The sequence below is a fragment of the Gordonia alkanivorans NBRC 16433 genome (genome assembly GCF_000225505.1).
Lineage (GTDB): Bacteria > Actinomycetota > Actinomycetes > Mycobacteriales > Mycobacteriaceae > Gordonia > Gordonia alkanivorans.
In genome coordinates this window covers 132439-157146 of the sequence record NZ_BACI01000056.1, presented here as the reverse complement: position 1 = coordinate 157146, position 24708 = coordinate 132439, and the positions used below count along the sequence as shown (strand labels likewise).

The following is a 24708-nucleotide window of genomic DNA, read 5'->3' as shown; positions in this document are numbered from 1 at the left end:
CCGAGATCGTCTGCTGGTCGGAGGCTAGATGTTGCCGCCGGCGACGGGAGGTGCGGTCGGGTCGTCGGTCTCGGGGCCGTTGAACTCGCGTTCGACGAAGTTCTCGAGGTCGAACAGGTTGCCCTTGCAGCGGTCGGCGATGGTCTGCAGCGTCGTCATGGTGGCGACCTCCTCGACCTGCTCCTTGAGGAACCACTGCACGAACTGCTCACCGAGGTAGTCGCCGGTGTCACGGGCCGACTTGGCCAGGTCGACGATCTGCTGGGTGACCGTCTTCTCCTGCTCGAGCGCCAACTCGATGGGCGCCTTGTAGTCCTCGAACTTGTTGTTCGGGGCGGAGACCCCGGGGATCTCGACCTCCATGTCGCGGTCGAGGAAGTACTGCACGATGATCATCGCGTGATTGCGCTCTTCGACGGCCTGCCGGTAGAAGAGCTTGGCCAACTGCGGCATGTCGTGGTTGTCGAAGTAGGTGGCGACCGCGATGTACTGCTGCGAGGCGTAGAACTCGTTGCCGATCTGGTCGTGCAGCAGCTGGTGGAACTTCGTGAATTCGGTCATTCGCTCATCGTAGGTGCCGAAAAGCGCCTTCTACCAGCAAGTTCAGGCTAAGTAAGGCAAGTCTGACCTGTCTTTGGGCAACCTGGCCACCCCGGTCACCCGGCGTCGACGAGCAGCTCGTCGGGGATGGGCTGACCTGCACGTAAGAGACCGAAGAACTGCTCGGTCGTCTCTGTGACCGGCAGTGCCAGGCCGTCATCGGTGTAGACGCTCTCACCCGTGGGTGTGGTGGTTGTCACTGGGTCCCGGAGGGCGAACATCAGCGAGGCCAGGTTCCAGATGTGGTCGCGTTCGTCGACGGTGAGGGAGTCGATCGCGCCGCCGATGAAGCCGAACAACCGGAACGGGTTGAGCAGGACGGCCGGGCTCGTCGCGCGGGAGACCAGGGCGGCGAGGAATTTCCGCTGGTTGATGACGCGTTCGAGGTCGGCGCGCGGGAAGGCTCGGGTACGGACGAGACCGAGTGCCTGGCGGCCGTTCAGGTGGTGGCAGCCCTTGGCCAGTTTGAGTCCGGCCTTGGGGTCGTTGAGCGGTTGATCGATGCACATGTCGACACCGCCGACGGCGTCGACGAGGGTGTCGAAACCGCCGAAGCCGATCTCGGCGTAGTGGTCGATGTGGATGCCGGTCAGGTTCTCGACGGTCTGCACCAGCAGTGCCGGACCGCCGATGTTGTACGACGCGTTGACTTTCAGGCTTCCGTGGCCGGGGATCTCGACGAAGAGATCGCGGGGGATGCTGACGACCGTCGCCTTCCCGCTCCCCGGCGGATTGTGGACCAGCATGATCGTGTCGGTGCGGGAGCCGTCGGCGTCACCGGTCGACAGGTTGGTGCGCTGTGCGTCGGACAGATCGGAGCGGGAGTCGGTGCCGACGATGAGCCAGTTGGTTCCGGGGGTGGCCGACGGCCGTCCGGCGTAGGCGGGTAGCGCGTCGATGCGGTCGAGTCGCGAGTCGTAGTAGAAGAGCAGTCCGGCGCTGCCGAGTACGAACACGAGCAGCAGGATCAGCAGGATCCTGCCGACCCGCAGGGTGCGCCGCCGACGACGCCGGGGGCGTGTCGGCTTCGCAGCGGGCGGGGTGCCGACCGGCGGAGCGGGCGGACGTGCCAACGATCGGGCGCGGTCACCTCGACGCTCACCGGCCGGGATCGGTTCGGGTTTCTGGGTGGGGGCGTACTGGCCCGGGGCGGCACCCCTCCCCGGAATCGGGCCGGCTGCCGGGGCAGGGCCGGGCGCCCGACGCGGCGGCGGACCCTGCGCGGGGATTCGAGGCATCGCCTGGGGGTGTGCGGCGGGAGCGGGACCCTGCGGATGGGGTCGGTGGGGTCCACCGGGAGGAGGCCCCTGGCGTGGCGGTATGCCTCCTGCCGGCCGCCCGGACGGTACCTGTGGCCCCGGACGACCGCGCCGAATGATCGGCGGGTCCTGCTCGTTCATCCCAACCAATGTACGCATCCACGGGTGCCCGGCACGGATTCGACGCAGATCACAGGACTCGATCGGCCCGCGACGGGGTATCCGGCTCGCCATGACCGACGACGTGGCCGCCCGGCCAGACACCGAGACCGGTGACGATCGCACTCCGCTCCGGCGCGCGATCTCCGGCAAGATGCTGTTCCTGTTCATCCTCGGCGACGTGCTGGGCGCCGGGATCTATGCGCTCGTGGGCGAGATCGCCGGCGAGGTGGGCGGTGCGATCTGGGTACCGCTCGTGGTGGCTCTCGTCATGGCGCTGTTGACCGCGGGGTCGTATGCCGAGCTGGTCACCAAGTATCCGCAGGCCGGTGGTGCCGCGGTCTTCGCGCGGCAGGCCTACCGGTCGTCGCTGGTCTCGTTCCTGGTCGGGTTCTGCATGCTGGCCGCTGGTGTCACGAGCGCCGCCGGCCTGGCGTTGGCGTTCGCGGGTGACTACTTCAAGACGTTCGTGAACGCGCCCACCACCGTCACCGCCCTCGTCTTTCTGGTCGCGATCGCGGCACTGAACGCACGTGGCATCAGCGAGTCGGTGCGGGCGAACGTCGTGATGACGGTCATCGAGGTGTCGGGTCTGGTGCTGGTCGTCGTCCTGGCGGGCATCGTCCTCGGTCGGGGAGACGGCGAACCGCATCGTGTGTTCGAGTTCGACAGTTCGACGACGCCCGCACTCGCGGTTCTGAGCGGCGCGTTGCTCGCCTACTACTCGTTTGTGGGATTCGAGACGTCGGCCAACGTGGCCGAGGAGGTCCGCGACGTGCGTCGGGTCTACCCGAAGGCGCTGTTCGGCTCGCTGATCACCGCCGGTGTCGTCTACGTACTCGTGGGCCTCGCGGTCTCGACCGTGGTGTCGCCGGATGAGCTCGCCGGCTCGTCGGGTCCGCTGCTCGAGGTGGTCACGATCGCCGACGTCGGTGCCCCGGACCAACTGTTCTCGCTGATCGCCCTCATCGCCGTCGCCAACGGCGCGCTGCTCACGATGATCATGGCCTCACGGTTGACCTTCGGAATGGCCCGCGATGGTCTGCTGCCCACCCCGCTGGCGAAGGTCCTACCCGGTCGACGTACGCCGTGGGCGTCGATCATCGCCACGACCGCCATCGCGATGGTGCTCTCGGCGACCGGCTCGGTGGCGGCGCTGGCCGAGACCGTGGTGCTGCTGTTGCTGTTCGTCTTCCTCAGCACCAACGTCGCGGTCCTGGTGCTGCGGCGCGAACGCGCCGACACCGACCACTTCCGGGCGTGGACGATCGTGCCGGTGCTGGCGATCGTGACGTGCATCGTCCTGCTGACCCAGCAGAACGCGGAGACCTGGCTGCGCGCCGGCCTCCTGATGCTCGTCGGGCTGGCACTCTTCGGGCTGGCCCGTGCCACCGGATCGGGCAAGCACGCCGAGGACCGCGGGTGACCGGTCCGGGTGTCAGCCGACCCAGGAGAGGTGATCGCGTAGCAGCGCGTAGCCGATGAAGGCGACGACGTCGATGACGCCGTGGGCGATGACGAGCGGCCAGGCCCGGCCGGTGACCTGGTAGAACCGGCCGTAGACGACGCCCATCACCACGTTGCCGAGACCGGCGCCGAAGCCTTGATACAGGTGGTAGCCACCGCGGAGCACGGCACTCGCGGCGAGCGACTTGACGTCCGAGACCCCGAGCTGGCGGAGCCGGGTGATGAAGTAGGCGACCACCACGATCTCCTCGGCGGCCGCGTTGCCGATCGCGATGAGGATCAGCACCGGCCATTCCCACCAGGTGTCCGCCTGGCTGGGGACGAGGCTCGCGTTGAGTCCGAAGACGCGGGCGACCGCGACCAGTGCGAGTCCGGGGAGGCCGATGACGGCCGCGAGGACGAGTCCCGCGGGCACGTCGCGTCGCGGGGTCCACCGGCCGAGGCCGACGCGCGACAGTCCGAGCCCGCTCCGCCACAGCAGGTACACGCCGAGCGCGGCGATGGCGAACAGCCTGAGGATGCTCATCATCTGGCGCGCGGCGTCGATGAGGGCGAGGTCGGAGCGGCTGGGGTTGAGGGCGACAGTGGTCCCGCCGATGCCGCCGGCGAGTTGGGCTTCGAGGAGTGCGAGCGCGGCCGAGGCCGCGGAGAACGCAAAGGTCAGTATTCCGACGATGACGAGCTCGGCGATCAGACCGCGACGCTCGACACGGTCGGTGACGACCGGGATGCCGTGGGGCGACGGCCGCAGGTACTCGCGCAGAGGCATGCCGGTCAGCCTAGAACCCCTCGCAGCCGGCGATGCGGGTCAGTCGCGCATCGAGTTCATGAACGGGCAACCGGCGAGGTTGCGCAGTGCCCGGGACAGCTCGAAGACGTCCGAGACCGGGCGGGGGAAGGGCAGCCGGACGTCGGAGTCGCCGTCGGCGCCCTCGATGCGGAAGCGTATGCCGAACCGGTCGAGGCCGAGGGGGCGTACACGGCCCTGGCGCAGGTCCGTGGGCAGCTTGCGGGCCAACTGGCCGACGAGGTCGGCGTGGTCGGCGTCGAGGTGCTCGAGCCAGCCGGCCTCGCACTCCCAGAACGGGTCGGGGGTGGCGTCGGCCAGTTCGGCGGCCGACACCGACGTCGCACCGGAACTGGATGCCAGCACCGCGGAGTCGACCTGGAGGCGGAGCATCGACGCGCCGTGGCCGATGTCGAGCAGGCCGTCGTCGGGGTGCTCGCCGGCGATCTCGATGGCCAGGTCGCGCTCGAGGTCACGGGGCACCTCGTGGAGCGTCCCGTTGAGCCAGATCACCGACCGGACCCGTTCGCGCAGGTCGATGGGCGCCCAGTCGGTGACCTCGAGCATCGCGGGTGTGCCCTCGGCGCCGTCGACGGCAGCCACGGCGTCGCCGTCGGTGGGTACGAGGACGAAGGCCTGGGATTCGAAGAGGTGGACGACGCCGATCGGCGTGGTGTCGGCGCCCTCGATGGCGAGGATGGCGGAGCCGACTCGACGGCAGGCCGTCTGGATCATCTCGGCATCCGTGGGTCGGTCGGTCGTCGTACGCGTCATGTTGTCTCTCCGGTCGGCGCGGGCGGCTGCGGTGCTCGGCGGCTGTTGAAAGGTAACCCTAACCTAAATACGGTTGGCGTGGTCGTCAACGGGTCCTCGGACCGTCGGCTCCCGGGGATTGCGGCCTGAACGGAGTGATCACCGGCGTCCACTAGGCTCGTGTGGTGCCTGTGATCGCCTACTTCGGCCCGCCCGGAACCTTCACCGAGATGGCACTCGACGCGGCCCTCGCCGCCCATGACCCCGCACTCGGGGGTCTCGACCTCTCGAGTGACGTCACCAAGGTCGACGCCTCGAGCCCGGCTGCCACCATCGCGATGGTCCGCAGCGGGGAGGCCGACTACGGCTGTGTGCCCATCGAGAGTTCGCTCGAGGGGTCGGTGCCGGCGACGATGGACGCCCTCGTACCACCGGCGCGGTCCGGTACCGACGGGCGCGTGCAGGTGTTCGCCGAGACCGTCCTCGACATCGCGTTCGCGATCGCCGCGACCGGCCCGCTCGCCCCGGAGGACGTCCGCACCATCGCGGCCTACCCGGTGGCGGCTGCGCAGGTCCGTCAATCCGTGGCCAAGCTCTTCCCGAACGCGGAGTTCGTCACGTCCGGATCGAATGCTGCTGCGGCGCTCGACGTCGCGTCCGGCAAGGCCGACGCCGCGGTGACGACCGGTCTCGCGGCGGGGTTGTCGGATCTGACCGTGATCGCCGACGGTGTCTGCGACGCGAAGGAGGCCACCACGCGGTTCCTCGTCCTCGGACGCCCCGCGGTCCCGACGCGACGGACCGGCACGGACCGCACGTCGGTCATCCTCGACCTGTCCAACGAGCCCGGTAGCCTGATGCACGCGATGAACGAATTCGCCTCGCGGGGAATCGATCTCACTCGCATCGAATCCCGGCCGCAGCGCGACGAGGCGGAGGGGCGGGCCATCGCCGGTCGCTACCGGTTCTTCCTCGACGCCGTCGGCCACATCGACGACGCAGCGGTCGCGGAAGCCCTTGCGGCACTGCATCGCCGGTGTGAACGAGTCGTCTACGTAGGTTCATGGCCCGCGGTACGGACCACGGGATCGGCACCTCCCGACCACGCCGAGTCGCTGGCCTGGATCGACTCGCTGCGACAGGGAGAGGTGTGATGGCGCGCCTGCATCTCGTCCGGCACGGCGAGACCACCGCGAACGTCATGCGCCGGCTCGACACCGCCCTCCCCGGCGCGGCACTCACCGATTTCGGTGCGCGACAAGGCGCCCGGTTCGGGCTGGAGAACCGACCCGAGCGCGAGGCGGTCTTGTTCAGCTCGGAGGCCCGGCGCGCCCGGCAGACCGCCGAACTGATCGGCTCGGTGTGGGACGTCCACACCGAGGCCGTCGACGGCGTGCACGAGGTCCAGGCCGGCGAGCTCGAGGACCGCAGCGACCGCGAGGCCCACCACGTCTTCCACGACGTCATGGAGAAGTGGCACGCCGGTGACCTCGATGTGCGCATCCCCGGCGGCGAGTCGCTCGCGATGGTCTACGACCGCTACATCCCGACCGTCGACGACCTCGCACGCTCGTATCTGACCGGAACCGAACCACGTGATGTGTTCCTGGTCAGCCACGGTGCGGCGATCCGACTCATCGCGGCGCGCCTGGCCGGCATCGACTCCCGCTTCGCCGCGGCGACGCACCTCGGCAACACCGGCTCGATCGAACTCGAGTACGCCGACGGCATCTGGGTCTGCCACCGCTGGGGCGCCGAGACCGCACCGTTCGATCGGGTCGACGAGCCGCTGGTCGACGACCCCATGGGCTAGTTCACTTGATGATCGCGTCGACCGTCTTCTTCAACGCCGACGGCTGCGACGGGCGACGCGGTGCCTTCTCCTTGAGCCGGAGCATCTCTTCGCCGATCTCCTGGAGATCCTTGCGGCCGAGGGCCTCCCGCACCTTCGGGAACCACTCGTCCTCTTCTTCCTGGATGTGGTGCTCGACGTTCTCGATCAGCACGGTCGTCTTGGCGTCGAACCGCTCGGAGTCCGGCTTCAACGCGGCGAGCTCGACGACGAGGACGTCGGCAACGTGGTGTTCCTCGTAGGACTCGAGGATGTCGTCCTCGAGATCGGGTACGCGCTTACGGATCTCGGGGTACATGCACTCGTTCTCGATGTAGGTGTGCACGGTGAGGGCCTCGATGATCTTGTCGACGATCTTGCCCTTGGTCTTGGTGGCGTTCGGGCCCTGGGACTTGAAGTCGCGGAAGAGTTTGCGGATCTCTTTGTGGTCGTCCTTCAGGATGACGATGGCGTCGGTGGACATGGCGGAACTCCTGGATGTGGGCTGGACATCGGAATCTCGGTATTCCGCAATACGCCCGCGCTGAAACATCTCACCTGAGCCGGGGTCCCGGCGGGGTTCCTAGCCCCAGCCGTTGGCGTGCAGCCAGGCGTCGTCGATCCCGAAGTGGTGGGCGATCTCGTGCATGACGGTGACCGCGACCTCGTGCACCACCTCGTCGCGCGAATTGCACATCGCCAGGATCGGGTCCCGGTAGATCGTGATCGTGTCCGGTAGGAATCCGCCGTAGTCGTGGTCGCGCAGGGTCAGCGCCACGCCCTGGTACAGCCCGAGGATGTCGGGCTCCTCGGGGTTGTACGGCTCGACGAGGATGACCACGTTGTTCATCGCGCCGGTGAGTTCCGACGGGATGGTGTCCAGTGCGTCGGAGACCAGCCCGTCGAACTCGTCGTCGGACATCGGGACGGCCATGGGGTCAGCCCGCCGGGGCGGGGGCCTGGTCGGGGTTCGGTGCGATTCCCGGCGGGAGCGGCACCGGCGTCGGGAGAGCGCGACCGGGCGGAGCAGCGGGCGGCGGGACGGGCGCCTTGCCGTTGATCAGCAGTGCCCCGTCCTTGGCGTCGCCGACGAGGGTGGCGAATCCGCCGCGCTTGTCGGGCAGCCCGAGGTAGCAGACCACCTTTCGGCTGCCGGCGAGCCAGCTCGGCTCGCTGAGAACCGACCACTGCACGTTCAGTGTCGTCTTGTCGAGAGCGGCCGCGCCGCCGGCGAATCGTTCGGCCTGCTTCGGGCAGATCGAGCCGAGGTAGTTGTTCTGGGCGCCGGTCGCGGGCCACGGCTTGTTCGACATCCGGTCGCCGAAGCGGACCGCGAGGTCGACGATGCCGGTGGTCTGGAAGGCGTGCGGCTCGGCGCAGTTGACCGGAAATCCGGTGGGGTTGCGGTTCTCGGGGTCGATGCCGATGCACGTTCCCTCGGGCCACACATACGACTGGTTCTGGTCGGCGACGCGGCCGGAGAACTGCACGGGCTGACCGTTGGCCCCGTCTTCCTGGACCCCGCAGCGCAGCTGCCGGGCGCCCTTGTCCCACTGGGCCTGCGACGGGTACATCATGCCGACCGAGAAGCGGCCCTGCGGATCGAGGCGACCGTCGAGGTACTGGTCGACGATCACCGGACACTGCTCGTCGCGGATGGCGGCGAAACGCTCGGGCCCGGGCCACAGCGCGTCCTCACCGAACTCGACGCCGGGGATGAGCGAGGTGTCGATGCCGCCGGCCACCTCGAAGCGGTGCTTCTGCGCGCATTCGACTGCGGTCGGCTGCCCGGGGTTCCCCTCGGGCCAGTCCAGGCAGTCGCCGGCGACGGACTGGGTGAAGGCGTTCTGGACGAGTCGTTCGCCCTCGCCGACCTTGCTGCCGCCGACGCTGCCGGCGTCGTCGAAGACGCCCATCGCCAAGGCGATACCGCCGGCGACGAGTGCGCCGACGACGATCGCGGCCAGGACGACGAAGACGGGATTGCGCGTGGCGTTTCGTGGGGGCCGGCCGACGGCATTGACCGGCTCGTCGTACGGTGCGACCGGGTCGACGGCGGTGAAATCGTCGTCGATGGCGTCGTGCGCGTCGTGGTCGGGCTTGTCGCGATCAGGGTCGGGCTCGTTCATCGGGATCCATCATGCCTGGTCGATCCGGCTGGGCACACCCGCATCAGTCGATGCGGGCACCAGCCACTGCGGCGAGAGCTGCCTACACTCGCGGGAATGCCCGCCGATTCCTCTCCCGTGCCCGGTCCGGACGCGATACCGGACGCCGAGGTGGTCGAACTGGCCACGCGCCTGTTCGAGATGGCCCGCTCCGGCGACGCCGCCACGCTGAGCGGCTACGTCGATGCCGGGGTGCCGGTGAACCTGCGCAACCAGTCCGGCGACTCGCTGCTGATGCTCGCCGCCTATCACGGCCGCGCGTCGGCGGTCTCGGTGCTGCTGTCCCGCGGCGCCGATCCCGACCTCGCCAACGACCGCGGACAGACCCCGCTGGCCGGCGCGGTGTTCAAGGGATTCGACGACGTGGTCCGGCTGCTCGTCGACGCCGGGGCCGATCCGCACGGAGGCACCCCGTCGGCCGCCGACGCCGCCGCGATGTTCGGCCGCGACGATCTCCGGGCGCTCTGGAGCTGACCTGCGGGCGGGCCCGGGTTTCACTTCGGTGGCGTGATCGGGTTCGCATCGCGCGCTCAAGTAGGGTTTGAAGGCGTGATCGACCTGAAGATTGTTCGTGACGACCCGGATCTGGTCCGTACTTCGCAGCGCACTCGCGGCGAGGACCCCGGCCTGGTGGATGCCCTGCTCGATGCCGATGCGGCCCGTCGTGCGGCCATCGTCGACGCCGACACGTTGCGCTCCGAGCAGAAGGCTCTCGGAAAACAGGTCGGCAAGGCGCAGGGCGACGAGAAGCAGGCGCTGCTCGCCAAGGGCAAGGAGCTCGCCGAGCAGGTCAAGGCTGCCGTCGCGCGTCAGTCCGAGGCCGATGAGGCCGCCGCGAAGGCCCACCGCGCGATCTCCAACATCGTCGCGCCGGAGGCCCCCGCGGGTGGCGAGGACGACTACATCGTCCTCGAGCACGTCGGAGAGCCCCGCGAGATCGAGAACCCGAAGGATCATCTCGAACTGGGCGAGTCGCTCGGTCTGCTCGACATGGAGCGCGGCGCCAAGGTGTCGGGTTCGCGGTTCTACTTCCTCACCGGGCAGGGCGCCTTCCTGCAGCTCGGCCTGCTCAACATGGCCGCGCAGAAGGCTGCCGCCAACGGCTTCACGCTGATGGTCCCGCCCGTCCTGGTGCGTCCGGAGGTCATGGAGGGCACCGGCTTCCTCGGCGCCCACGCCGACGAGGTTTACCACCTCGACAAGGACGACGACCTGTACCTGGTCGGCACCTCGGAGGTGCCGCTCGCCGGCTACCACATGGACGAGATCCTGGACCTGTCCGACGGCCCGAAGCGGTACGCCGGCTGGTCGACCTGCTTCCGCCGGGAGGCCGGCAGCTACGGCAAGGACACCCGCGGCATCATCCGCGTGCACCAGTTCGACAAGGTCGAGGGCTTCATCTACTGCAGGCCCGAGGACGCCGAGGCCGAGCACCAGCGTCTGCTGGGCTGGGAGAAGGACATGCTGGCCGCGATCGACGTGCCCTACCGTGTCATCGACGTCGCGGGTGGCGACCTCGGTTCGTCGGCGTCGCGCAAGTTCGACTGCGAGGCTTGGGTTCCCACCCAGAACGCCTACCGCGAGCTCACGTCGACGTCGAACTGCACGACGTTCCAGGCCCGCCGTCTCTCGATCCGCTACCGCGACGAGAACGGGAAGCCGCAGACCGCGGCGACGCTCAACGGCACACTCGCGACCACCCGCTGGCTGGTGGCCATCCTCGAGAACCACCAGCAGCCCGACGGTTCGGTGAAACTGCCGCCCGAGCTTGCGAAGTTCGTCGGCACCGACGTCCTCACGCCTCGTTGATCTGAGCCTGGGTCATGACCAGCGGGATCGTCATCGCGGTGATCGGTGCGCTGGCGTTTGCCGCCGCGGCCGTTCTCCAGGCGCTGGGCGCCGAGCAGGTCTCGCAGCGCGCCGCCATCCGTGAGGAGCGTCGACGATCCGCGGCGGCCCACCCGTCGTTGAAGTCCACCGCGCTGACGATGCTGACGGTGCCGTTCCTGGTCGGGTTCGTGTTCGACATCATCGGGTTCATCGCGACGATCGCGTCGGCCCGTCTGATCCCGCTGTTCCTGTCGCAGACCATCATCTCGGCCCGGTTGGTCGCCACGGCGCTCCTCGCCATGGTCGTGCTGAAAGTCGGCCTCACGATGCGTGATTGGATCGCCGGTGCGGTGGTCGTGGCGTCGCTGATCCTGCTGGCGGTGTCGGCCGGTCGCGAGGGCGGGGACCACACTGCGTGGATGCGGTGGGCCGTCCTGGTCGCCGGTCCCGCGCTGATCTTGCTCGGCCTGATCGTGATGCGGCGCTTGAAGACTCACATCGCCACTGTCACCGGTCTCATCGCCGGCGCCGTGTTCGGTGTGATGGCGGTGGCGTCCCGCATCCTCGACGGCCTGGACCCCCTCGACCTCACCGTGCTGTTCACCGACCCGGCTCTGTATGCGTTGCTGCTCAGCGGGATCGGCGGCTTCTACCTGTTCACCGTGGCACTCCAGACCGGATCGGTGAACGGTGCCGCGGCAGCACTCGTCGTCGGGCAGACGGTTCTCCCGGGCGCGGTGGGCATCGCCTTCCTCGGTGACGTCACGCGCGCGGGCTGGGGACCGGCCGCGATCGTCGCCTTCGTCGCCGCCGTCGGCGGGGGAGTGGTGCTCGCGTCGTCGGGTGCCGTCACCGCCGTCGAGACGGCCGACGCCACAAATGCGCCTCGCGGGTACGGGCATCCGCCGCGGGAGCTGGGCCGACCCCACTAGGCGATCTGGACAGTGGGCAGCACGTGGCTTCGGGCAGGACGGGAACAGGTCGGGGAATGGCAGCCACGAGCGATGCGCGAGCGGGGCTGGTCGGGCGGGACGCCGAACTCGCCGCGCTCCGAGCTTTTCTCGACAGCGCCCGGAACGATGGCGCCGCATTGCTGCTCACCGGCGATCCCGGGGTCGGCAAGACCGCGTTGCCGTCGTTTCGCTCATCTTCCCCGACGAGTTCTGTCCTCCGTGGCCGACGACGCTCAGGGCAATCCGCTGGCTCTGCTCGAGTTCGCGGGAACCACGGGCGCATCAGGTGACCGCGCCGGCTGGGTGGGCGGACCGGCCCGAGATGTCAGCGCGCTCTTCAGCGCTCGGATCGGTCGACTACCCGAGCGGACCCGCGACCTGCTCCTGTTGGCCGCCCTCGAGGGCTCCGGCGATGTCATGATCCTCCAATCAGCTGGTGCGCCAGCAGGATTCGACGATCTGGCCCCGGCCGAACGTGATCACCTGGTGGTCGTCGCGGAGGATGACCACATCATTCGGTTCCGGCATCCGCTGGTCAGGTCGGCGGTGGTCGACGGTTCCACCGCGGAGCAGCGGCGCGCGGCGCACCGACGGCTCGCGGACGTGCTGGTCAACCAGCCCGACCGTCGTGGTGTCCACTTGGCGAAGTCGACGACCACGCCTGACGAGTCAGTTGCCTCAGTGGTCGAGGTGGCGGCCCAGACCAGCTTGCGCCGAGGCGATCCCGGCGGGGCGGTCGCGATGTTGCGACGGGCGGCGGAGCTGAGCCCGGAGGCCGAAAAGGGGAGGCGGCGGTTGTCGCAGGCCGCCTATGTCGCCGCCTGGATCGCCGGTGAACTCGACACGTCTCATGAACTGTTGCACGCGCTCAAGGGGATTCCCGGAGGTCAACCGATCGGAGCCACTGCGGCGGCTGCGCTTCTCGTCCTCGTCACCGAGGGTGACGGAGACACCGCGTACACCATGTTGATGCCGGCTCTCGAGGCCGCGACGTCCGTCGACGGTCCGCGCACCGGCGACGTCGAAGACGCTCTCTTCACTCTCACCCTCGCAGCGGACTATCTCGGCGGCCGTGAGTACTGGCAGCCGTTGATGGACCTCGTCGCGCGGTTCCCCGACCCGTCGCCGGCGTCCGCAGCCACGCTGGCCCGGGTCCACCACGACCTCGGCTCGATGGACCGTGAGGAGTTGCGGCGCCTCGACGAGGCGATCGACCGTCTGCACGATCAGACCGACACCGACATCGTGATCCGCACCGCGCTGGTCGCCTCCTACGTCGATCGCCTACCCGAATGTCGGGAGTCCGTCACGCGGGTCGTCCGCGACGGCGGAGCGGTCGGTTCGAGCATGCCCGGCCTCATCTACCTGGCCCTCGACGATCTCTACGCTGCGCGGTTCTCGGCGGCGTCAGACGCCGCAGCGGAGCTCGTCGAACTGTCCGAGAAGACCGGGTACCCGCTGTGGGCCCAGGTGGGCCACTATGCCGCGGCGATGGCTGCCGCGGAGCGCGGCGACCTCGACGAGTCCATCGAACACTGCGAGCGGATCTGGGACTGGTCCGGTCCGCGCCGAGTGCAGCGGCTCGTGAAGTGCGCCCACTTCGCGAGGGCCAGAGGAGCGCTCGGAGTCGCCGACTTCGAGACGGCTTACCGCCACGCGGTCGAAGTGTGTGCGCCTGGCGAGGTCGCCCGGTTCAACCCCGAGGCAGTCTGGGCTGCACCGGATCTCATCGAGGCCGCAGTGCGCACCGGGCGGATCGACGAGGCCCGTGCCCACGCCGAAGCCTTCCGCTCGGCCGGCCTCGAACACATCTCGTCGCGGTTGGCTCTCATCTCCGGGTTGTGTATCGCGATGGCGTCAGAACCCGACGAGGTCGTACGGATACACGAGGAGACACTGACGATCCCGGGCCTCGAACAGTGGCCCTTCGAGGTCGGTCGAGTGCACCTCGCATACGGTGAAGTTCTTCGTCGTCAGGGTCGGGCGCGTGATGCTCGACGGCAGTTGGACGCTGCGCGAAAGTTGTTCGCCGACATCGGAGCGCGTACATGGGAGAACCGTGCGAACACCGAGCTGCGGGCCACGGGGATGAGTCGTGCGCAGTCGGGGTCGGAACTCACCCCGCAGGAACTCGAGGTCGCGAGACTTGCGGCGTCGGGTCTGTCGAACCCGCAGATCGCCGAGCGGTTGTTTCTGTCGCCACGCACCGTCTCGTCGCATCTGTATCGGGTGTTCCCAAACTCGGAGTCACCTCGCGGGCAGCGCTTCGTGATGCGCTCGACGCCTGGCAGGTACCGACTGAGGTCGATGGAACCGACTGGCGCACAACGTGTTGGTTACCGGGACCTTGTGGAGGAGGATCCGCGTTTGTCGGTGGGTTGATCTAGATTGGTTGGTAACAGATTCAGCCATCCAGGTTGGGCTGTAGACGTTGTGGGGGCAGCGTGAGCAAGTGGATCGATCTTCCGGGCGGGTTCCTCGCCGGGGTCGATCCTGCCCACCCCGAATTGTCTGACACCGCAACCCATATGGAACGGTTCGGTTCGATCCGCCATGGTGAGGCTTATCTGGCATGGTGCCGGTATGAGTCGATCGTCACCGTCTACGACCAGCTCGTGGTCAACACTCAGGGCGGGTTCTTCATCGACCGCTACACCGAGATGGTGACCCGGGTCTGCCGCGAAGCCGCCATCACCCGCTACCAGGCTGATCAGTGGGTCGGTGAAGCGCTCGCCCTGCGGGACCGGTTACCGAAAGTGCTGACCACCCTGCGCGACGGCATCCTGTCGCGGCAGTTGATCCAGACGGTCATCTCCCGCACCGACCTCATCTCCGACGCCGCGGCCATCGCGGACCTCGATACCGAGATCGAAACCATCCTGCGCACCAGGAAGGGCGCCTGGACCACACCGAAGCTGCGTGACATGGTCGACCGCCTCGTCTTCCGTCACGATCCTGACGCGGTGCGGGAGCGGCGTCGTGAAGCGTTGGACAAGCGCGGTATGTGGACCGAGAACTTCACCGACGGCACCGGTGAGATCACCGGCGTGATGGCCGCGGAGAACATTCGCATCGCGGCACAAGCGGTGAAAGCGTTGGCCGACACCGTCTGCGCCCACGACGGCCGGAACCGTAACCAGCGCAACTCCGATGCCATGTTCGCGCTGCTGACCGGCACCGTCTTCGACTGCCAATGCCAGCGTGAGGATTGTGACGCCGAGATCCCCGACCCCGCCGAGGTGGTCCGGTCGGTGAGCACCGAGGTCGTCATCCACGTCGTCACCGACGCCGCCACCCTCGCCGGGGCACCAGGGATCGGTTGGGTCGACGGCGCCGGCGTCATCTCCGACGACCACGTCCGCGATCTCGCCGAACGGTCGGACTCCACCATCACACCCGTCACCCCGGTCCGCACACCCCCGGCCCGCGTTGTTGTCGAGGACGTCCCGTCGAAAGACGTCGTGATCGTCTACCCGGGTGCGCAAGCCGCCGACCCGTACCGGCCCACCACCGCGTGTGCCGATTTCGTGCGGGTGCGTGATGGGTATTGCACCGAACCGGGCTGCGGGTGTTCGGCTTTCGACTCTGATCTGGACCACGTGACCGAGTACGACCACACCGATCCCGCCCAGGGTGGGGCGACGGCGAGTGAGAACTTGAACGCCAAGTGCCGGTTCGGGCATCTGCACAAGACGTTCGGCGACTGGGTCGACGTCCAGTACCGCGACGACGACGGCCACCTGGTCACCGAGTACCGCACCCCGGAAGGCGTCGTCATTCCCGGTGACGCCGAGAACCTCGAGGACTCCTTCCCGAACCTGCGTCGTATCCGCTACGACCAGCCACCCCAAGCCCCACCGACACCACGGGTCATCACCGGGGACGACACCCCGCCCACCAGCAACCGGCTCGCGCACAAGCACGCACGCCGGCGGGCCGAACGTGCCCGCAACCAGCGGGAACGTGAGAGGCGTCAGCACATGGACGGACCTCCGCCCTTCTGAAGTCCCACCGGCCTGAGTCGGTGCAGGAATCGGAATGCAGTCACTTGACGGAGGCTACGAGCCGTCGCCGCGAGCGACGCTTGAGCGGTCGTCGACCAACGCCCTCACCGGCACGACCGTTGTTCCACCACGGCTGGCCCCTCAGCTTCTTCAAGAACTGAGCCACCACTCCGAACGAAAGACATGATCGTGAACTCATCCCTCCCTCTTCCCGGCGGCACCTGGGCCCTGGGTGACACAACAGTCACCAGATTCGGTTACGGCGCAATGCAACTCGACGGTCCTTGGGTGATGGGTCCGCCCGCCGACCCCGTCGCGGCCCGGGCCGTGCTCCGCGACGTCATCGAACTGGGCATCACCCACATCGACACCAGCGACGCCTATGGACCTCGCGTCACCAACGAACTGATCCGCGAGACGCTCCACCCATATCCCGAGTCGCTGTTCATCGCGACGAAGGTCGGCGCCACCCGGGACGCCGAGGCACGTTCCGTCGCCCCGATCGTCTGCGTCCAGAACATGTACAACCTCGCCCATCGCGCCGACGACGCCCTTATCGACGAACTCGCCGCCGACGGCATCGCGTACGTGCCGTTCTTTCCGCTCGGCGGCTTCTCGCCGCTGCAGTCCGAAGCGCTGTCCCGGGTCGCCGGCCGCCTGGGCGCCACACCCATGTCCGTCGCACTGGCCTGGCTGCTTCAGCGTTCACCGAACATCCTGCTCATCCCCGGGACGTCGTCGGCGGCACACCTCCGCGAGAACATCGCGGGCGCCGGCCTCGCGCTGACCGCCGATGACCTGGCCGAACTCGACACCATCGGACGCTGACAGCGGTAGCGCGTGGTCGTCGTGGTGGTTGGCAGCAAGCCGAACTGCCCGACGCCGGGGATGCCGCCGCGTGGTTCGCCGGCCGACTGCCCGACGCCTGGTTCACCGGACCCGTAGAGGTCACCGTCGACCGCGACGAGATCACGGTGATCGGAACCCTGGAGCCGCCCGAGACCAGCGACGACGCCGACGCACGGGCCGCAGCGCAGGGGCGGGCGTCGAGGTTCCGCGAGGACACCCGCGCGGAACGGATGTCGATCGCCGACGAGGCGCAGGCCCGCTACGCCCGAAAGGTGTCATGGGGTGTCGCCGTCGGCGACGAGCGAATCCTCTTCACCCACCTTGCGGTACCGGTCATGACGCGGCTCCGGCAGCCGGAACGGCGCGTTCTCGACACCCTCGTCGATGCCGGGGTCGCCCGGTCGAGGGCCGACGCGTTGGCCTGGTCGGTCAAGCTGGTCGGCGCGCACACCGAGGAGTGGCTGGGCAAATTGCGTGCCGCAATGGACGAGGTGGACAACTTGCGTGCCGAAGGTCCCGGTCTCTGACCGATTTTCGGGCCGAAGCGGGGATACTGATCCGATGCTGATCGGAATCCTCGCGGCCGTCTTCGCGGCGCTCGCCTACGGTACGGCCTCGGTGCTGCAGGCACGAGGCGCGCAGAGCGTCGCCGACACGGGTGCCGGGCCCGGTGAGGCGCCGTCGTTGCGGTCGACCATCGCGGCCATGCTGACGGTGGCGTTCATCGCGGGAATGGCGTTGGACGGCATCGGGTTTCTCGGCAACCTCGTGGCGGCGCGGATGATCCCGCTGTTCCTCGCGCAGCCCATCGTCAGCGCCAATCTGGTCGTGACGGTGGTGCTGGCGACCATCGTGCTGAAAGCAAAGCTGTCCCAGCGTGATTGGATCGCGATCGGCGTCGTCGTGGTGGCGTTGGTGCTGCTCGGGTTCGCCGCGGGCGACGAGGGACGCAAACACGAGTGGTGGCTGCACTGGGCCGTTCTCATCGCGGCGGTGGTCATCCTCGGTCTCGGAGCAGCGATCCTGCCGCGGATGCAGAGTCGGGTCGCGGTGCTGGCAGGTTTGTCCGGCGGTGTGCTGTTCGGCGTTCTCGCCGTGGCGGTCCGAATCCTCGACGGCCTGGACCCCTTCGATCTCGGTGAACTCTTCACCGACCCCGCCCTGTACGCGATCATCCTGGCCGGACCGGGTGGGTTCTACATGTTCACGGTGGCCCTGCAGAAGGGCGCGGTGAGTGCGGCGTCGGCGTCGCTGGTGGTCGGCGAGACCGTGGTGCCCGGCGTTATCGGGATCGTGGTCCTCGGCGACACCGTCCGGGAAGGCTGGGGACCGGTCGCGGTGATCGCGTTCATCGCCGCCGTCATCGGCGCGGTGGTCGTCGCGATGTCGCCGGTCATCGAAGAGGTCGAACGCGCGGGGGAGAGCACGCCGGTCGGCTGAACTGTGCCGTCTATACCGTGTAACCCGTCCAAAATCCGACAACACCGGCATCATTACTGCTCATGCGCCTGACATTGCGGTTCCTGGTGACGCTGACCTCCGTGATCGGCATGGGGGTCTCCCTGTGCCTGGTGGCCCAACCGGTCACCGCCGCGCCGCTGCCGAACCCGGTCGCGGCGCCGAGCCAGCTGCCGTCGCAGGACCCCTTCTATGTCCCGCCCCGCGGCTACGAGAACCGGGTGCCGGGTGCGGTACTGCGGACACGACAGGTTCAACTCGGTTGGCGCGCAACGAATGTGCCGATATCTGCGACACAGATCCTCTACCGCAGCACCAACAACTTCGGCAACCCGACGTCGACGGTCACCACCGTGATCTCACCGCCGGGTGTGGGACCGGGGGCACCGCGTCGTCTGGTGTCCTACCACTCGTTCTACGACGCGCTGGGCTCTCAGTGCGACCCGTCGTACACGCTGCGCGGCGGCAACATGTCCGAGCGGCCGATCGACATCAGCCTGGTCACCGGCCTGATGGCCGCCGGGTACACGGTGTCGGTGCCCGACTACGAAGGGCGTGGCCTGCGCTGGACGATTGCGCGGGAATCCGGCTACGCCGCACTCGACGGTCTCCGGGCGAGCCTGCGTCAGCTTCGTGCTCCGGCACGCACTCCGATCGGACTGTTCGGCTACTCCGGCGGATCGGTGCCGACGGGCTTCGGTGCGGAACTGGCGCCGAAGTACGCGCCGGAGCTGAACATCGTCGGGGCAGCCGCCGGCGGAGTGGTCGTCGATCCCATCCACAACCTGGGCTACGTCAACGGCAAGAAGGACTGGACCGGAGTCATCCCGGCGCTGATGGCGGTCTACGACGAGACCTACGGCCTGAACCTGGCCGACTACCTGTCCCCGAAGGGCACGCGCATCCTGCGTCAGGTGGCCGGGCAGTGCATAGAACAATTCGCCGACGCATACCCGGGGCTCACCGACCGTCAGCTCCTGAAGCCCGGGGTCGGTGGCATCCTCGACGTTCCCGGTGCACGCCGGGCACTTTCGGCCAACATCATGGGGACGCTCGGTACCCCGCGGGCGCCGATGATGTTGGGAGTCGGGAACTCCGACGGCGTCGGCGACGGCGTGATGATCGCCGGTGACGTCGCGCGCCTGGCCGGGAGTTTTTGTCGTCGCGGAGTGCCCACGACGTTCACCGAGTACCGCGGCCAGTCACATACGGCGGCGTTCATCCCCTGGAGCGTCGAGGCTCTTGCATTTCTGGACAATCGGTTCGCCGGACGACCGACGGGAGGCTGCTGAAGCAACCGCCCGCCGGCCTCGGACGTCAGTCTGCGTCGGCTGAGGGGTGCTTGTTGGTGCCGCCGTCGGACACCTCGAAGTTCTTCCATTCGCCGTTGTCGTGGACCTGCATGACGGTCCCGAGGCTGTCGTCGGGCGCGGCGACGGTCTTGAACCAGTCGTAAGCACTGGTGGCGTCGTCGAAATCCTTCTCCTCGATGACCTTTTCGTCGGAATCCACGACGCGGTACTGAGCCATGATCTTCTCTCCTCACTGTCGGGTTCGACATCGCGCCTCGGTCGAGGCGCCTCTTGCGACGGTATCCACCCGCCTACCCACCGGAGTTCGACGGCAATCATCGACGTCGGATCGTGCCCGGCCGACAACACGTGCATAACGAACGACTACTGCGCGTTTACGCCGAGATCAGCCGAGCACGAGCAGCAGGGCGCGGCAAGCCTCCTCGCACTGTCGGCAGACGTCGGCACAGATCCGGCAATGCTGATGAAGGTCGGCGTGCTTCGCGCACTCGTCAGCGCAGGTTGCACATGCGACGGCACACGCTTCCAGGGTCTTCCGCACAACCGCGATGCCGGCCTCGGTGCGCCGGAGCAGCACTCGCTCGGTGATGGAACACAGGTCGGCGCAGTCGAGGTCGGCGCGGATGCACTCGACGAGGTGCTCGACGCCGCTCTCGCCGAGGCATGCGTCCGCGCACGAGGTGCAGGCCTGCGTACATTCGGCGCACGCCTGGATACAGGCCGCGAGCACGGCGTCGTCGATGTCGTCGCGGACCGGATGTGCCTCGAGTATCTCGGTCACAGTTGTCATGTGGGGTGGAATACCCCCCATTTCAGGGCTGAAACCGCCCGAGTTCCTGGTCGCCGACCGGCCTTCCGGCGTAGGTCCGTTCGGACGCCGTCATCGCGTCAGTCGAGCTTGCTCGCGCGCAGCTCGTGGCCCTTCGACGTCAGGCAGCGGCCCGACGCCAGGTCCCACTGCCAGCCGTGGAGATTGCAGGTCAGCTTCTCGCCCTCGATGACACCGAACTTGCCGAGATCGGCCTTCAGGTGCGGGCAGCGGCGCTGGATCTCCCAGCCGTCCTTGGTGATCGACGCAGAATCGTCGTGTGCCTCGGCGAACCAGCCGTCGGCGTAGGCGATGCGCTCGTCGGTCAGGCACTTGAAGAAGGTGTACAGGAACTCGTTGTATCCGCCGATGCGCCACGTGGTGAAACGCGTGGACAGGAAGATGGTGTTCACCCAGTCCGGCTCGTTGTCCCGGAGAACCGTGCGCACGAGTTCGGTGGCGATTCGGAAACCGTAGCGGTACTTGCCTTCTCCCTCCTTCGGCTCACGCACGATGCGGTTGGGGAAGTCGAGTACGACGGTCTCGGTGGCGTCGTTCGCCGGACCGCCGCCCGGGGTCATCACCAGGCCGACGGGGTAACCGATGCCGTCGCAGATCAGATCCGACTGGGCCATGATCGGCTCGAAGAGTTCGCGGAGGGCGCCGATCAGCGGTTCCCCCTCGGCGGGCGCCCAGGTGGCCTTGTCCGCGGCGATCACCGGTGCGAACTTCTCCTTCATCCGCTCGAGGTAGGCGCGCTTGTTCTCGCCGAACACGTCGCCCGGCGCGTACGGGTGGCTGACCTCGTTCAGCGTCGAACCGGTGAAGTCGGCGACCGATCCGGAGACCATCATCAGGCCGCGATGCTTCTCGCCGTCGTCGGTGCCGTGGATGCGCATCTGCTCCAGGAAGGTCTCCTGATCGGGGAAGATCGAGGTGTCGTCCGCGGTGTCGGCGGAACCGAAGTCGTTGAGGTGGAAAAGATCTTCGTCGAGGAACATCGGCGGACCGGCCGACGGCACGACCCAGGTCGCACCGACCTGCTCGATGTACGATCGCGCGCGGTCCATTCCGCGCTGACGCTTCTGAGATGCGAAGTTGGCCTTCGACTTCCGCGGGATGTCGTAGACCATCGGGTACCAGATGGCGCCTGAGTACTGCAGCAGGTGCACGTCGACGTGGCCGAACGCGTCATCGATGACGTCGAGGTCGATCGGGCGGGCGTCGTTCATGTTGAAGCAGACGGTCTCGCCGTCGGAGACGACCAGGCCGCTGTCGCCGATCGGCCCGTCGGCCGGGGCGCGCAGCGCGATGATCATGACGTCGAGCGAACCCTTGTCGTTGGTCACCGTCGTCTTCACCGAGTCGGTGGTCTCGACGAACTTGGTGAAGCCGAGCTTCTCGAGTTCACCACGCAGGTCCGGCACCGGGTAGTCGGGGAGCAGGACCGTCGCGTCCTTGTTGACGTTCTCGCGAAGGTTCTTCTCGTCGAAGTGGTCACGGTGGAGGTGCGAGACGTAGAGGTAGTCGCAGTCGCCGAGCGTCTTCCAGTCGAGCTCGGAATTGTCCGGGAACGGCACCCACGAGGCGAAGTAGGTGGGGTTGACCCAGGGGTCGCAGAGGATCGATCCGGCGTTGGTCTGGATGTGGAAACCGGCGTGACCGATGCTGGTGATCTGCACGAAGGGGGCCTTTCCTGGTGTGCGCGGGGCTGCGCGTCAAAGCACTACAGTCCACCAATGTATCGAGCCGCGCGGACCGCCCGCGTGGGCCATGAGTCCCGCCGCGCGCAGATGCGACGATGAACACATGAGTTCTCCCAAGCTGTGGCGCGGGCAGACGCTCGAGGACCGGTCCACCGACCGGCGCGAGCAGATGCTCGCCGTCGCCGAGACCCTGCTGGGCACCGGCGGTACCGCTGCGGTGACGATGCGGGCCGTCGTGCGCGAGGCCGGCCTCAGCCCCCGCTACTTCTACGAGAGCTTCTCCTCGACCGAGGAGCTGGTCACCGCGGTGTACGACCGCGTCACCGAACAACTCCTCGCTCGGATCGCCGTCATCGAGCGGCCCGCCGACCGGCGGGGAAACGTCCGTGCGCTGCTCGAGGGCTTTCGCGAGTTCTTCCAGGACGAGCCGGGGCGGGCTCGCATCCTGTTGCGCGAACCGCTCGCCGACGACGTCCTCCGCGCCCATCGTGCCGCCACCGTGCCCGGATTCGTCCAGGCCGTCCTGGCCATGGTCACCGACGAGAACTCACTCGCCCCCGAACGCGTCGCGGTGATCTCCTCGGCGCTCACCGGGGCACTCGTGGCGCTCTACCTCGACCACATCGACGGCCGACTCGCCCTCACGCCCGAACAGCTCTCCGACGCCGCCGTCGACCTCGTGTTCGCCGTCACCCGCATCGGTGCCGACCAGGCCTGACCTGCCGCGTCCGATCACTGGTTAAGCTTTCCGGCATGGAACCCGTCTACGACACCGTGATCACCGCCGCCCGCCTGCTGTGGCTGGCCGAAGGTCTCAAGTTCAAGGTGTCGGGCGTCGAGCATGTACCGGCCGAGGGCCCCGGCGTCGTCGCGATCAACCACACCGGCTACCTCGACTTCACCTACGCCGGCATCCCCGCCCATCTGCAGGGACGTCGCAAGGTGCGGTTCATGGCGAAGAAAGAGGTCTTCGACAACAAGATCTCCGGCCCGATCATGCGCTCGCTCAAGCACATCCCCGTCGACCGTACCGCCGGTGCGGACAGCTACCGGGCCGCGGTCGAGTACCTCAAGCGCGGCGAGCTCGTCGGCGTCTACCCGGAGGCGACGATCAGCCGCAGCTTCGAGCTGAAGGCGTTCAAGTCGGGTGCGGCACGCATGGCGATCGAGTCCGGTGCGCCGATCATCCCGACCGTGATCTGGGGTGCCCAGCGCGTGTGGACCAAGGGACATCCGAAGCAGCTCGGCCGCACCGGCTACCCGATCTCGATCGGGGTCTGCGAAGCGCTCGAGCCCACCGGCGATCCCGACGCCCTCACCGCGAAGCTGCACGAGGTCATGAGCGCGAAGTTGCTCGAACTGCAGGACGCCTACGGCGAGCACCCCAAGGGTGAGTTCTGGGTTCCCGCACGCCTCGGCGGGTCGGCACCGACGCTCGAGGAGGCGAACCGCATGGACGCCGAGGAGCAGGCCGAACGCGCCGCCAAGCGCGCTCAGCGTGACAACCGCTGACCGTTAACCTTGGAGGAATGAGCAGCGGGCCGCGTCGAGGACGGGAGCCGGTCTACCGGACCCTGGAGATCATCGCGAACACGCTCGTCCGCGCCCAGGCGCTCGACCTGCACTTCACCGGGGTCCAGAACATCCCGGAGGTCGGCGGCGCGGTGCTGTGCATCAACCACACGGGCTACGTCGACTTCATCCCGGCCGCGTGGATTCCATGCTCCACGAGGTCCAGGACGCCTACGGCCCGCACCCGGCGGGCGAGTTCTGGGTACCGGCACGGCTCGGCGGATCGGCCCCGACACCACCGGAGGCCGCGGTCATCGAGGCCGACGAAGCGCTCCGCAAAGCCGAGGCCCGCGCCCGCAAGGCGGCCGAGAAACAACGTGAGGCCTACCAGGCTCGAGACAGAGGAAACAGATGACATTCGGTCCACCCACCCTCATCGCCAGCGACGTGGACGGGACACTGATCGACGACGACAACCGGGTGTCGTCGCGAACCGTGGCCGCGTTGTCGGCGGCCCGTGCGGCGGGCGTCGAGTTCGTGCTCGCGACCGGTCGCCCGCCCCGGTGGATCGCCGAGATCACCGACCAGTTCGCCGACACCGATGCCTTCGTCCGGTACGCGGTGTGCGCCAACGGCGCCATCATCTACGACGCCGAGCACGACCAGGTCCTGTGGTCGGCCAATCTCGAACCCGACGCCCTCGTGAAGTTGGGTGAGATCGCCTACCAGGAGATCCCGGGGTGTGGCATCGCCGCCGAGCGTGCCGGCCGGTCGGCGCACGACGCGGCGACGCCGCCGTTCGTCGCGAGCGCCGGTTACGAACACGCCTGGCTGAACCCGGATCACGTCGAGGTCGGCGACGACGAGGTGTTCAGCGAACCGGCGGTGAAGCTGCTCGTGCGCAAACCGGACATGCCGAGCGGCGAGATGGCCGCGCGGCTGCAGCCGTTCGTCGGCGACCTCGCCCAGGTGACGTTCTCCACCGACAACGGGCTCGTCGAACTGTCGGTGCCCGGTACGCACAAGGCGTCCGGACTCGCGCGTCTCTGTGAGGCCACCGGTCTCCCCGGCGACGGCCTGATCGCCTTCGGCGACATGCCCAACGACGTCGAGATGCTCACGTGGGCATCCCATGGCGTGGCCATGGGACACGGTCATCAGGCCGCGCTCGACGCCGCCGACGAGATCACCGTCGGCAACAACGACGACGGCGTCGCGAAAGTTCTCGAGCGCTGGTTCGGCTGACGCCCG

26 protein-coding genes and 1 pseudogene are annotated in these 24708 nt (G+C 67.9%); 17 read left to right on the top strand and 10 right to left on the bottom strand.

What is annotated here, in order from left to right; translation table 11 throughout:
- Window positions 1-24 precede the first annotated feature (24 nt).
- Window positions 25-561, bottom strand: coding sequence for a ferritin (locus GOALK_RS10760; protein WP_006358844.1), 537 nt, complete (start codon window positions 559-561; stop codon window positions 25-27).
- A 95-nt stretch (window positions 562-656) separates the two neighbouring features.
- Window positions 657-1838 (bottom strand): LCP family protein, encoded by a 1182-nt coding sequence (locus GOALK_RS10755; protein ID WP_232283162.1) that lies wholly within the window; start codon window positions 1836-1838, stop codon window positions 657-659.
- A gap of 253 nt (window positions 1839-2091) precedes the next feature.
- On the opposite strand from GOALK_RS10755, the gene GOALK_RS10750 reads away from it, so the two are divergent.
- A complete protein-coding gene (locus GOALK_RS10750; protein ID WP_006358842.1) occupies window positions 2092-3444 on the top strand; it encodes an APC family permease in 1353 nt (450 codons plus the stop codon).
- 12 nt (window positions 3445-3456) lie between these two features.
- On the opposite strand, the gene GOALK_RS10745 is transcribed toward GOALK_RS10750, so the two are convergent.
- Window positions 3457-4254 (bottom strand): CPBP family intramembrane glutamic endopeptidase, encoded by a 798-nt coding sequence (locus GOALK_RS10745; RefSeq protein WP_006358841.1) that lies wholly within the window; start codon window positions 4252-4254, stop codon window positions 3457-3459.
- A gap of 39 nt (window positions 4255-4293) precedes the next feature.
- On the bottom strand, window positions 4294-5046 hold the full coding sequence (locus GOALK_RS10740; protein ID WP_035754214.1) for a DUF2470 domain-containing protein: 753 nt from the start codon (window positions 5044-5046) through the stop codon (window positions 4294-4296).
- Between the two features lie 161 nt (window positions 5047-5207).
- Here GOALK_RS10740 and pheA point away from each other — a divergent pair, with 161 nt between their 5' ends.
- Together pheA and GOALK_RS10730 are read left to right on the top strand one after the other, a co-directional pair.
- The gene (gene pheA, locus GOALK_RS10735; protein WP_040004122.1) at window positions 5208-6179 is read left to right on the top strand and encodes a prephenate dehydratase; all 972 of its coding nucleotides are present in this window, start codon (window positions 5208-5210) and stop codon (window positions 6177-6179) included.
- Window positions 6179-6838 carry a histidine phosphatase family protein gene (locus GOALK_RS10730; RefSeq protein WP_006358838.1) on the top strand — a complete coding sequence of 220 codons (660 nt, stop codon included), beginning with the start codon at window positions 6179-6181 and terminating at the stop codon, window positions 6836-6838. The genes pheA and GOALK_RS10730 overlap by 1 nt, the downstream gene beginning before the upstream one ends.
- A gap of 1 nt (window position 6839) precedes the next feature.
- Here the strand turns inward: GOALK_RS10730 and GOALK_RS10725 are convergent, their stop codons facing one another.
- The 3 genes from GOALK_RS10725 to GOALK_RS10715 all read right to left on the bottom strand — a co-directional run bounded on the left by GOALK_RS10725 (window position 6840) and on the right by GOALK_RS10715 (window position 8985).
- Window positions 6840-7340 carry a hemerythrin domain-containing protein gene (locus tag GOALK_RS10725; RefSeq protein ID WP_006358837.1) on the bottom strand — a complete coding sequence of 167 codons (501 nt, stop codon included), beginning with the start codon at window positions 7338-7340 and terminating at the stop codon, window positions 6840-6842.
- A 99-nt stretch (window positions 7341-7439) separates the two neighbouring features.
- Entirely contained in the window at window positions 7440-7790 is a 351-nt protein-coding gene (locus GOALK_RS10720; RefSeq protein ID WP_005199266.1) for a metallopeptidase family protein, read from the bottom strand.
- Between the two features lie 4 nt (window positions 7791-7794).
- A complete protein-coding gene (locus GOALK_RS10715) occupies window positions 7795-8985 on the bottom strand; it encodes a septum formation family protein (protein WP_006358836.1) in 1191 nt (396 codons plus the stop codon).
- Window positions 8986-9081: 96 nt separating this feature from the next.
- Here GOALK_RS10715 and GOALK_RS10710 point away from each other — a divergent pair, with 96 nt between their 5' ends.
- The 10 genes from GOALK_RS10710 (at window position 9082) to GOALK_RS10670 (ending at window position 19410) form a co-directional block, all read left to right on the top strand.
- Window positions 9082-9498: an ankyrin repeat domain-containing protein gene (locus GOALK_RS10710; protein WP_006358835.1), complete on the top strand. Its 417-nt coding sequence runs from the start codon at window positions 9082-9084 to the stop codon at window positions 9496-9498.
- Window positions 9499-9573: 75 nt separating this feature from the next.
- A complete protein-coding gene (gene serS, locus GOALK_RS10705; protein WP_006358834.1) occupies window positions 9574-10833 on the top strand; it encodes a serine--tRNA ligase in 1260 nt (419 codons plus the stop codon).
- Window positions 10834-10847: 14 nt separating this feature from the next.
- Window positions 10848-11786, top strand: coding sequence for a DMT family transporter (locus GOALK_RS10700; RefSeq protein WP_006358833.1), 939 nt, complete (start codon window positions 10848-10850; stop codon window positions 11784-11786).
- 56 nt (window positions 11787-11842) lie between these two features.
- The gene (locus tag GOALK_RS24220) at window positions 11843-12097 is read left to right on the top strand and encodes an ATP-binding protein (RefSeq protein WP_231380945.1); all 255 of its coding nucleotides are present in this window, start codon (window positions 11843-11845) and stop codon (window positions 12095-12097) included.
- Complete coding sequence (locus tag GOALK_RS10695; RefSeq protein ID WP_006358832.1) at window positions 12027-14189, top strand: helix-turn-helix transcriptional regulator; 2163 nt, start codon at window positions 12027-12029, stop codon at window positions 14187-14189. Before GOALK_RS24220 ends, GOALK_RS10695 begins: the two co-directional genes overlap by 71 nt.
- Before the next feature lie 62 nt (window positions 14190-14251).
- Entirely contained in the window at window positions 14252-15811 is a 1560-nt protein-coding gene (locus tag GOALK_RS10690) for an HNH endonuclease signature motif containing protein (RefSeq protein WP_006358831.1), read from the top strand.
- A 183-nt stretch (window positions 15812-15994) separates the two neighbouring features.
- A complete protein-coding gene (locus tag GOALK_RS10685; protein WP_040004121.1) occupies window positions 15995-16639 on the top strand; it encodes an aldo/keto reductase in 645 nt (214 codons plus the stop codon).
- A complete protein-coding gene (gene abmR, locus GOALK_RS10680; RefSeq protein ID WP_040004120.1) occupies window positions 16636-17187 on the top strand; it encodes an ATP-binding transcription factor AbmR in 552 nt (183 codons plus the stop codon). The genes GOALK_RS10685 and abmR overlap by 4 nt, the downstream gene beginning before the upstream one ends.
- Before the next feature lie 34 nt (window positions 17188-17221).
- On the top strand, window positions 17222-18100 hold the full coding sequence (locus GOALK_RS10675; protein WP_006358828.1) for a DMT family transporter: 879 nt from the start codon (window positions 17222-17224) through the stop codon (window positions 18098-18100).
- A gap of 62 nt (window positions 18101-18162) precedes the next feature.
- Window positions 18163-19410: a lipase family protein gene (locus tag GOALK_RS10670; protein WP_006358827.1), complete on the top strand. Its 1248-nt coding sequence runs from the start codon at window positions 18163-18165 to the stop codon at window positions 19408-19410.
- 25 nt (window positions 19411-19435) lie between these two features.
- Here GOALK_RS10670 and GOALK_RS10665 read toward each other — a convergent pair whose 3' ends face one another.
- The 3 genes from GOALK_RS10665 to GOALK_RS10655 form a co-directional block, all read right to left on the bottom strand.
- Complete coding sequence (locus GOALK_RS10665; RefSeq protein WP_006358826.1) at window positions 19436-19648, bottom strand: hypothetical protein; 213 nt, start codon at window positions 19646-19648, stop codon at window positions 19436-19438.
- Window positions 19649-19816: 168 nt separating this feature from the next.
- The gene (locus GOALK_RS10660; protein WP_035754237.1) at window positions 19817-20221 is read right to left on the bottom strand and encodes a four-helix bundle copper-binding protein; all 405 of its coding nucleotides are present in this window, start codon (window positions 20219-20221) and stop codon (window positions 19817-19819) included.
- A gap of 98 nt (window positions 20222-20319) precedes the next feature.
- Window positions 20320-21921: a Rieske 2Fe-2S domain-containing protein gene (locus GOALK_RS10655; protein WP_006358824.1), complete on the bottom strand. Its 1602-nt coding sequence runs from the start codon at window positions 21919-21921 to the stop codon at window positions 20320-20322.
- 127 nt (window positions 21922-22048) lie between these two features.
- On the opposite strand from GOALK_RS10655, the gene GOALK_RS10650 reads away from it, so the two are divergent.
- From GOALK_RS10650 to GOALK_RS10635, 4 genes and pseudogenes are all read left to right on the top strand, one after another.
- Window positions 22049-22663, top strand: coding sequence for a TetR/AcrR family transcriptional regulator (locus GOALK_RS10650; RefSeq protein ID WP_006358823.1), 615 nt, complete (start codon window positions 22049-22051; stop codon window positions 22661-22663).
- A gap of 35 nt (window positions 22664-22698) precedes the next feature.
- Entirely contained in the window at window positions 22699-23457 is a 759-nt protein-coding gene (locus GOALK_RS10645) for a lysophospholipid acyltransferase family protein (RefSeq protein WP_006358822.1), read from the top strand.
- Between the two features lie 17 nt (window positions 23458-23474).
- A pseudogene (locus GOALK_RS23445) lies at window positions 23475-23872 on the top strand (hypothetical protein).
- Window positions 23869-24702 carry a Cof-type HAD-IIB family hydrolase gene (locus tag GOALK_RS10635; protein ID WP_006358820.1) on the top strand — a complete coding sequence of 278 codons (834 nt, stop codon included), beginning with the start codon at window positions 23869-23871 and terminating at the stop codon, window positions 24700-24702. The pseudogene GOALK_RS23445 and the gene GOALK_RS10635 overlap by 4 nt, the downstream one beginning before the upstream one ends.
- Window positions 24703-24708: the final 6 nt, after the last annotated feature.

What these genes read in the sequence shown, in the direction of transcription:
- GOALK_RS10760 (WP_006358844.1), bottom strand. Translation starts at nt 561, where the DNA reads ATGACCGAATTCACGAAGTTCCACCAGCTGCTGCACGACCAGATCGGC.
- GOALK_RS10755 (WP_232283162.1), bottom strand. Translation starts at nt 1,838, where the DNA reads ATGCCTCGAATCCCCGCGCAGGGTCCGCCGCCGCGTCGGGCGCCCGGC.
- GOALK_RS10750 (WP_006358842.1), top strand. Translation starts at nt 2,092, where the DNA reads ATGACCGACGACGTGGCCGCCCGGCCAGACACCGAGACCGGTGACGAT.
- GOALK_RS10745 (WP_006358841.1), bottom strand. Translation starts at nt 4,254, where the DNA reads ATGCCTCTGCGCGAGTACCTGCGGCCGTCGCCCCACGGCATCCCGGTC.
- GOALK_RS10740 (WP_035754214.1), bottom strand. Translation starts at nt 5,046, where the DNA reads ATGACGCGTACGACGACCGACCGACCCACGGATGCCGAGATGATCCAG.
- GOALK_RS10730 (WP_006358838.1), top strand. Translation starts at nt 6,179, where the DNA reads ATGGCGCGCCTGCATCTCGTCCGGCACGGCGAGACCACCGCGAACGTC.
- GOALK_RS10725 (WP_006358837.1), bottom strand. Translation starts at nt 7,340, where the DNA reads ATGTCCACCGACGCCATCGTCATCCTGAAGGACGACCACAAAGAGATC.
- GOALK_RS10720 (WP_005199266.1), bottom strand. Translation starts at nt 7,790, where the DNA reads ATGGCCGTCCCGATGTCCGACGACGAGTTCGACGGGCTGGTCTCCGAC.
- GOALK_RS10715 (WP_006358836.1), bottom strand. Translation starts at nt 8,985, where the DNA reads ATGAACGAGCCCGACCCTGATCGCGACAAGCCCGACCACGACGCGCAC.
- GOALK_RS10710 (WP_006358835.1), top strand. Translation starts at nt 9,082, where the DNA reads ATGCCCGCCGATTCCTCTCCCGTGCCCGGTCCGGACGCGATACCGGAC.
- GOALK_RS10700 (WP_006358833.1), top strand. Translation starts at nt 10,848, where the DNA reads ATGACCAGCGGGATCGTCATCGCGGTGATCGGTGCGCTGGCGTTTGCC.
- GOALK_RS24220 (WP_231380945.1), top strand. Translation starts at nt 11,843, where the DNA reads ATGGCAGCCACGAGCGATGCGCGAGCGGGGCTGGTCGGGCGGGACGCC.
- GOALK_RS10685 (WP_040004121.1), top strand. Translation starts at nt 15,995, where the DNA reads ATGATCGTGAACTCATCCCTCCCTCTTCCCGGCGGCACCTGGGCCCTG.
- GOALK_RS10675 (WP_006358828.1), top strand. Translation starts at nt 17,222, where the DNA reads ATGCTGATCGGAATCCTCGCGGCCGTCTTCGCGGCGCTCGCCTACGGT.
- GOALK_RS10670 (WP_006358827.1), top strand. Translation starts at nt 18,163, where the DNA reads ATGCGCCTGACATTGCGGTTCCTGGTGACGCTGACCTCCGTGATCGGC.
- GOALK_RS10665 (WP_006358826.1), bottom strand. Translation starts at nt 19,648, where the DNA reads ATGGCTCAGTACCGCGTCGTGGATTCCGACGAAAAGGTCATCGAGGAG.
- GOALK_RS10660 (WP_035754237.1), bottom strand. Translation starts at nt 20,221, where the DNA reads ATGACAACTGTGACCGAGATACTCGAGGCACATCCGGTCCGCGACGAC.
- GOALK_RS10650 (WP_006358823.1), top strand. Translation starts at nt 22,049, where the DNA reads ATGAGTTCTCCCAAGCTGTGGCGCGGGCAGACGCTCGAGGACCGGTCC.
- GOALK_RS10645 (WP_006358822.1), top strand. Translation starts at nt 22,699, where the DNA reads ATGGAACCCGTCTACGACACCGTGATCACCGCCGCCCGCCTGCTGTGG.
- GOALK_RS10635 (WP_006358820.1), top strand. Translation starts at nt 23,869, where the DNA reads ATGACATTCGGTCCACCCACCCTCATCGCCAGCGACGTGGACGGGACA.